The organism is Methylobacterium sp., from assembly GCF_028290105.1.
Taxonomy (GTDB): domain Bacteria; phylum Pseudomonadota; class Alphaproteobacteria; order Rhizobiales; family Beijerinckiaceae; genus Methylobacterium.
Map to the genome: position 1 here is coordinate 1 of NZ_JAQGKL010000060.1, position 7,355 is coordinate 7,355.

Below are 7,355 nucleotides of genomic sequence, written 5' to 3' on the forward strand. Positions count from 1 at the left end.
GGAGCAGCACGTCGTAGGCGCCGGAATAGAACACCGCTTCCTCCTCGGTCTCCGACAGCTTCGTCCAGTTCGCCACGGGCGGTGCCGCCGGCAGGGACGCCACCGGCAACCAGGCATGGCTCGCCCAGGGTCCGCGCAGTCGGCGCCGGGCCACCAGCACGCCGACCTCGAAGTGGTTCTCCGGCATCGCCTCGTCCTTCCTGTGATGCGCCAACGCGCCGCTGCGCCGTTCGGGTCTCAGGAGCCTGATGGAACGCCCGTCAGGGGAAGCCCGGCGATCAGGTTCTGCGGCTTCATCGTGACCAGATTGCCGGGCGTTCCAGCGAGCAGCAGGTAGACGGGCCTGTCGCCGACGGCTTCGTCCACGAAGGTCGTCTCCGCGAAGGTGAGGCGGTAGATCGCGATCACCCGCGCCTGATCGGCGTCCTCCACATGCTCGCCGCGCCAGAGGGCGTTGCCGATCCGGGTCGCCTCGGCGTCGAGACCGACGAACCAGCGCCAATCGGTCTCCTCCAGCCGATCCAGGGGCTCGACGCGCACCGAAACGTTGAGGAGATGTCCGACGAAGGCCTCGATCACGCGCGCCAAGCCCTCCCGGCTCTGCGCGCTGGAGCCGAGGTTCAGCGCCATCGAGAAGGCGTCCGAGCGGCTCCAGTAGCTCCAGGCATTCTCCGCGTTGAGGATGTCGAGTTCGTTGGCCGCTTCCTTGCCGAGCATCGCCACGAGGGGCGACAGGGGTGCGCTCCCTTCGCGCGCCTCGATCACCTCCGCATCCGCCAGGAGAACCGCCCCGTCGAGACGGCTGACCCGCTGCGGCCGGAAGAACAGTTCGGCGGCCCGCAGCACGAAGGGGTCGTCGCACCCGTCCAGGGCGTTGCGCAGGATGAGGTGGACGAGCTGGTTCAGGAACAGCGAGGGCGTCCCCTGCAGGCCCCCACGCACCAGCCCGAGATAGGCCGCCTCGATGGAGCGGGCGGCGAGCAGGCGGTCGCGGAAGGCCAGCAGCACCTCCCAGTTCTCGCGTGCATCGGCATCGGCGATGGCGGCGATCGCCCCCGGTGGAACGGTGCGGCGCGGTTGAGCCAGCAGGTCGGCGTAGAGCCCGCGCTCGGCCGCGCAGGCGTCCTCCGGCGGCGCGAGTTCGGGCCGCGCCAGATAGGCGAGGATCAGCTCGTCGGTGACCGCAAGGCCGCCGCCCCCGGTGCGCTGGGTCAGGTGGTGGCCGCTGGAGACCCAGAACTCGGTCATGGCGCCGAACTCCGCGGCTTGGGCTTGTGCATGGTTCAGGGTCCGGATGGCGTTCTGGCGAGGCCGATGAGGTCCGCCCGCTCCTCGGGCTCCGCCTCGTCGGTCTCCACGAAGTGAAAGGCGCGGGCATGGGCGTGCAGCCGGTCGGCCCCGGGCAGGCCGGCGCCGCGCTGATGCAGGGTGCGGAAGGCTTCGGAGATCTCGCCGTCTGTCACGGTGCGGTGCATCGCCACCACGCTCCCGATGGGCAGGTTGCAGAGGGAGGCGGCGAAATCGACCTCCTCGCGCGCTGCCGCCCGCGCTGTCTCCCGGTCCGGGGCGCCGAGGCGCTCGTGAATGTGCCGGGCCAGATCCTCGACGGCGGAATCCCGCTCGGATTCGTTCGCCTCGCTGACCACCACGAGGGTGGAGAAACCGAGCGAGCCGACGCCGACGAAGCCGGACCGGAAGGCTGCGCGTGCCTTGCCCTCGAGGGTCGTGAGATCCTGGTCCCAGAACAGGAAGGAGCCGGTGACCGCCCACTCGCCGGGCTCCGCCGGCTGCGCGAAGACGAAGGTGTCGGAGGGATCGAGGCGCAGGGTGCGCGGCAGCCGCAGCGCGCTCACAACCGCACCGTCCCGGTCCCGGGGTCGAGCCACGCGGCCTCGCGCAGCAGCGCCGCGAGCGGCCAACGCTCGGCCTCGCCCAGAATCACGTCGCCCTTGGTGTCGATCGTGACTGAGACCCCGGGCGGGGTCGGCAGATGCGCGAGGTAGCGGCCGGCGACGTCCTTGAAACCGACCTCCGCCCATCCGTCGAAGGCGCGGATCAGGTTGCGGGCGAAGCTCTCGACGAGGTGTGTCCGGATCCCTGGCGGAAAGCCCTCCTCGTCGAGGGCGGTCGATCCCGGCGTGAGGCCGGGATCGCCGGCGGCCGCCTTCGAGACGATCAGCATGAAGGAGAAGACCAGCCAGTCCGGCACCTCCGCATCCGGGCACCCCTCCGGCCAGGCGAGGCGCCCGCCGCCCAGGCGCGCGCCGTCGAAGACCAGGACGTCCGGCCAGACGAAGGTCAGGGGCATCTCCGGCGGTCCGTGCGCGCCGACGGCATCGGCCAGCGCCACCATCCCGGCCAGGAAGGCGCGGCGCGCCGTATCGAGGGGCTCGTCGGGTGCGAGCACCACGGCGACGTCGAGCACATCCGCGCGGTCGACCAGCACCAACGTGCCGGCCGCCTCCGATCCGTCGCGCCGCGCGATCCCGATCGCTTCGGCGAAGGCGTCGGCGGGCGGCGCGAGCACGCGGCCCATGAAAGCGGGCGGCAGGACAGGCGTCAGGGGTTCGGACTCGGCTGTGATGGATGTCATGGTCCGGTCGTCATGGCTTGCCCCCGCACATGTCCCACGCGAAGGGCGGCCGCAAGGGCAGGGCGGCGCGGCAAGATCGGCGGCGCGAGAGCCTGCCCGGTCAGACCCGAGCGGGACGCGGTGCCGCTGCGCGCCTCCGCCGGATCGCAGTTTTGAACGCTTCGAGTATATAAGATACGACGGACCCCGCCAGCGGCCCCTGTCCCCGGCGCGATCCAACCTCCACAGCCTTCAAGGTTTTGCTCGTGTCCGACCGTATCGTGTTCGCCTGCACCTGCGAGAAGACGATGCCGCTCGATGCCGATGCGATCGGGCGCGGCTGCGCGGGACGCCTGACGCTGGCCGACCAGCTCTGCGGGCGCGAGCTCGACCGCTTTCGCGCTGCGCTCGGTACGGGCGTTCCGGTCACCGTCTCCTGCACCCTGCAGGCGCCGCTCTTCGACGAGGTCGCGGCCGAACTCGGCGCCGAGGACCGGGTGTCCTACGCCAAGATCCGCGAGACCGCCGGATGGTCGTCGCAGGCCCGCACCGCCGGCCCGAAGATGGCGGCCCTGCTCGCCGCCTGCGCCGAGCCGCTGCCCGATGCCGCCACGGTGGCGATCGAGAGCGCCGGCGTGGCGCTGATCTACGGCCGTGACGCGACGGCCATCGAGGCCGGGCGGCGCCTCGCCGAGCACCTCGACGTCACCGTGCTGCTGACCCGGCCCGAGGCCGTGGAGCCGCCCCAGCGCAACGACTTTCCGGTGGTGAAGGGAACGATCGCAGGCGCCACGGGGCGGCTCGGGGCGTTCGACCTGCGCATCGACGACTACGCCCTCGCGTCGCCATCCTCCCGCGCGCAGCTCGAATTCGGCCCCGGCCGCAACGGCGCCACCTCCACCTGCGACATCGTTCTCGACCTCACCGGCGGCAGCGCGCTGTTTCCGGCGCACGACGTCCGCCTCGGCTACCTGCGCGCCGACCCGCGCGATCCAGCCGCCGTCGAGCGCGTCATCGCGCAGGCGTCCCACCTCGTCGGGACCTTCGACAAGACGCGCTTCGTCGATTTCCATGCCGATCTCTGCGCGCATTCCCGCTCGCGCATCACCGGCTGCACCCGCTGCCTCGATGTCTGCCCAACCGGCGCGATCACGCCGGCCGGCGATACAGTCGCGATCGACCCCTACATCTGCGCCGGCTGCGGCAACTGCGCCTCGGTTTGCCCGACGGGGGCCGCCGCCTACGCGCTGCCGCCGGCCGATGCCCTAATGCGCCGACTGCGCACGCTGATGCTGAGCTATCGCGCGGCGGGCGGCGAGGCCGCGACGATCCTGTTCCATGACGGCGAACACGGCGAGCCGCTGATCGACGCGCTGGCTCGCCACGGCGAAGGATTGCCGGCGGCCGTCCTGCCGGTGCGCGTCAACGAGGTGACGCAACTCGGGCCCGAAACCTTCGCGGCACTCTTCGCCTACGGCGCCGTCGGTGTGCGCATCCTCGCCCGCGCCCGGCCGAAGCACGACCTCGAAAGCCTGCGCCGTGTCGTGGGCCTCGGCGACACCCTGGCGCGGGGGCTCGGTTACGGCGGCCCCGCAGGCTCCCCCGTCGTCGCGATCATCGAGACCGACGATCCAGACGCCCTGAGTGCCGCGCTTGCCGAATTCGCGCCCGGAACGCCCGCCACCGAGCCCGCCCGCTTCATGCCGGTGGGCGGCAAGCGGGAGGTGCTGCGCTTTGCCTTCAACGAGATGCACGCGGCCGCGCCCAGCCCGACGCCGCGCATCGCCCTCGCGGCCGGCGCGCCCTTTGGCGGGTTGAACTTCCGCACCGAGGATTGCACGCTCTGCCTCGCCTGTGTCGGGGCCTGCCCGACCCATGCGCTGACGGACAGCGCGGAGCGCCCGTTCCTCGGCTTCGAGGAAAGTCTCTGCGTCCAGTGCGGGCTCTGCGCCAACACCTGCCCCGAGAACGTGATCGACCTGATACCGGGCGTCGATTTCGAGGCCTGGAAGGCGCCGCGCCGGGTGGTGAAGGAGGAGGAGCCCTTCGCCTGCACCGCCTGCGCCAAGCCCTTCGGCACCCGCAGCAGCATCGAGCGCGTGGTCGAGAAGCTCCGCGACCGGCACTGGATGTTCTCCGGCCCGTCCGGCGAGGCCCGGGTCCAGGCCCTGATGATGTGCGAGAATTGCCGGGTCGAGGTCGCGGTCAACCAGGGCTTCGACCCGCATGCGGGTGCGGCGCGCGACAAGCCGCGCACCACCGAGGATTACCTGCGCGAGCGCGCGGAGCGCGGCGAGGCGATCTGAATCCCGATGCCCGGCGCATGGGCGTGGCGCAGCATGGAGCTGTGCGATCTCGGCCGGGTCGTGCGCCTCGCCGACGCGCTGTTTCCCGATCATCCGGAGGATGCCCCGCGCTTCGCCGAACGGCAGGCGCGCGGCGGCGACCTCTGCCTCGTCCTGGCCGATGAGGCGGACGCGCTCGGCGGTTACGCCGTCGCCTATCCCTGGCCGCTGGACCTCGTGCCGCCCCTGAACCAGCCCGTCGCGGTGCTTCGGGATCCGGGGACCGCGATCTACCTGCACGATCTCGGCGTGCGTCCGGATCTGTCCGGCGCCGGTCATGCCCGGGCCGGGTTGGCGCTGCTGGTCGAGCGCGCGCGCGACGCCGGACACACGGCGATCGCACTCGTAGCCGTGAACGGGTCCGCCGCGTTCTGGCAGGCCCGCGGCTTCGCGGTCCGGCCGACGTCCGAGGCTGCGGCGGCCAAGGTCGCGAGTTACGGGCCGGACGCCCGCTACATGGTCCTGCCGCTCTGAGGCTGGCCCGGCCTCAATGCGAGGCCGTGGCGCGTTCCAGGAACCGCACCAGGGCCTCGCGGTCGTCCGCGCTGGTGATGGTCTGTTCCGGCATCCGGGTGCCGGGGGTGTAGCGGGCCGGCCCGACCTCGAACAGCTGCGCGATGGTGCGCGCGTCCCAGACGATGTCCATGCGCTTCAAGGCTTCCGAGTAGCGGTAATCGGAAGCCGTGGCGATGCGCCGCCCGATGATGCCGGCGAGCGTCGGGCCGGCGCGCGGACCGTCCTCCGGCCGCAGGGCGTGGCAGGCGACGCAGGCGCGAAACACCTCCGCGCCGCGATCCCCGTGATAGGCCGCGAGCGCATCGGCCGGGCGCGGCATCGCCACGGGACCGATGGGCTCGCCGGTCCGCGCGTCCCAGCGCCGGATCAGCCGGTCGCTTCCGCCCGTCAGGAGTTCGCGCCCGTCCGGCCGCCACGCCACCGACCAGACCGGGAGGCCAGGGCCGACCAGACGATGCAAAACCTTGGCATCCGCGCGGTCGATCACCACGACGGCGCCGCCGGCGGTGGCGGCGGCGATGCGCGTCCCGTCGGGGGAGGGCGCCAGGGCGATCACCGGGTTCGGCCCGACATCGACACTCGCGCGCAAGGTGCCGTCGGGGTGCAGCAGGCGCACGAACGCGTCGCCGCCGGCCGCCGCGATCTCGCCGTCCGACGTGACCGCGAGGGCGTTGAGGACGGAGGGCAGCGTGCGCACGATGGGCGCGCCCTTCGCGTCGTCGGGCAACGGCCAGATCCGCACGGTGGCGTCATAGCCGGCGCTGACCGGGCGGCCATCCGGCAGGAACGCCACGGCGTTGACGTTGTCCTGATGGCCTTCGAGCATCCGGGCCGGTCCACCCGCCAGGGGGCGAACCCGCACGGTCCCGTCCCAGGAGGCCGAGGCAAGCGAGGAACCATCCGGCGACACCGCCAGGGCGGAGACCGGCCCGCCATGCTCGGCGTAGACCCGCTCCGGTTCGGGCCGGCCCGCGCGCCACAGGGCGATGCGGCCGTCCTCGGAGGCGGTCACGAAGCCGCCATCGGCGAGCGCCGCGACCGCGTTCACGGCCCCGTCGTGGAAGCGCAGCACGGTGAGAGCCGTACCGGACTCGATGGCCCACAGGATCGCCGCCTGATCGAAACCGCCGGAGATCGCGAGGCCCCCGCTCGGCGCCACGGCGAGCGCCCGGACCGGCCCGCCATGCCCCCGCATCTGCGCCTCGGCCGCGCCCGCGAGCCCCAAAAAGGCCAGAACGCTGACGATCGGCGTCCATCGCCTTGCGGCCATCGGTCGTCCTCGAAGCTTCACCCGGGATGGTCCCGGGCAGGCGGCAGGCTAGTCGATCCTAGGCCGGCCTGTCGCCCGGCCCGGGACGAGACCCGGTGACGCGGCCGCTCAGGTGCTTGATCATCGCCCGGCGATGGCGCATCGCTCCGTGCATGATCGCTCCTGCCCGCAGCGCGGCCGAGACGCACGAGACGGCCAACAGGCCGGGACGCCTGGCGTCAGCCGCGCTGATGCCGCTGGCCGAGGCCGTTGGCCTGCTGACCGGGCGCGTCGCGCCGGTGCCCGTGCATTCGATCGCCGTGCCGGACGCCATCGGCCGGATCGCCGGCAGCGACATCCGTGCCGAGCGCGACAGCCCACTTCATGCTTCCGCCCTGCGCGATGGCTGGGCGGCCCGGGCGGACGACATCTTCGGCGCCACGCCCTATGCACCGATCCTGCTGACGCGCCCCCTGGCCTGGGTCGAATCCGGTGCGCCGATGCCGGACGGCACCGATGTCGTCCTGCCGTCCGAGGCTTTGGAGGGGAGGGCCGTGGTCGCGGACGCGCCGTCCCATGACGGCGTGCGTGCGGCGGGCGAAGAGATCGCACACGGGGCCTGCCTGATCGCCGCCGGTGCGCGGATCTCGCCGCTTCATCGTCTCGCACTGGA

7 protein-coding genes and 1 pseudogene are annotated in these 7,355 nt (G+C 72.3%); 3 read left to right on the top strand and 5 right to left on the bottom strand.

From position 1 onward, the window contains the following. The 4 genes from JWQ05_RS04450 to JWQ05_RS04465 form a co-directional block, all read right to left on the bottom strand. Nucleotides 1-187 (bottom strand): DUF3305 domain-containing protein (locus JWQ05_RS04450; protein WP_299655090.1); only part of this gene is annotated, 187 nt, incomplete at its 3' end. Nucleotides 188-237: 50 nt separating this feature from the next. After that, the gene (locus JWQ05_RS04455) at nucleotides 238-1,248 is read right to left on the bottom strand and encodes a DUF6352 family protein (protein ID WP_299655093.1); all 1,011 of its coding nucleotides are present in this window, start codon (nucleotides 1,246-1,248) and stop codon (nucleotides 238-240) included. 35 nt (nucleotides 1,249-1,283) lie between these two features. After that, a complete protein-coding gene (locus JWQ05_RS04460) occupies nucleotides 1,284-1,853 on the bottom strand; it encodes a DUF6505 family protein (protein WP_299655096.1) in 570 nt (189 codons plus the stop codon). Next, nucleotides 1,850-2,593: a biotin/lipoate--protein ligase family protein gene (locus JWQ05_RS04465; protein ID WP_299655099.1), complete on the bottom strand. Its 744-nt coding sequence runs from the start codon at nucleotides 2,591-2,593 to the stop codon at nucleotides 1,850-1,852. The genes JWQ05_RS04460 and JWQ05_RS04465 overlap by 4 nt, the downstream gene beginning before the upstream one ends. Before the next feature lie 287 nt (nucleotides 2,594-2,880). Between JWQ05_RS04465 and JWQ05_RS04470 the strand changes: the two genes are divergently transcribed. Both JWQ05_RS04470 and JWQ05_RS04475 read left to right on the top strand, forming a co-directional pair. Continuing rightward, nucleotides 2,881-4,878: a 4Fe-4S binding protein gene (locus JWQ05_RS04470; RefSeq protein WP_299655110.1), complete on the top strand. Its 1,998-nt coding sequence runs from the start codon at nucleotides 2,881-2,883 to the stop codon at nucleotides 4,876-4,878. 6 nt (nucleotides 4,879-4,884) lie between these two features. Next, entirely contained in the window at nucleotides 4,885-5,391 is a 507-nt protein-coding gene (locus tag JWQ05_RS04475) for a GNAT family N-acetyltransferase (RefSeq protein ID WP_299655102.1), read from the top strand. 13 nt (nucleotides 5,392-5,404) lie between these two features. Here JWQ05_RS04475 and JWQ05_RS04480 read toward each other — a convergent pair whose 3' ends face one another. Next, nucleotides 5,405-6,703, bottom strand: a complete 1,299-nt coding sequence (locus tag JWQ05_RS04480; protein ID WP_299655107.1) for a c-type cytochrome — start codon at nucleotides 6,701-6,703, stop codon at nucleotides 5,405-5,407. Between the two features lie 152 nt (nucleotides 6,704-6,855). Here JWQ05_RS04480 and JWQ05_RS04485 point away from each other — a divergent pair. Then, nucleotides 6,856-7,355 (top strand): annotated as a pseudogene (locus JWQ05_RS04485) (hypothetical protein); the annotation flags it as partial.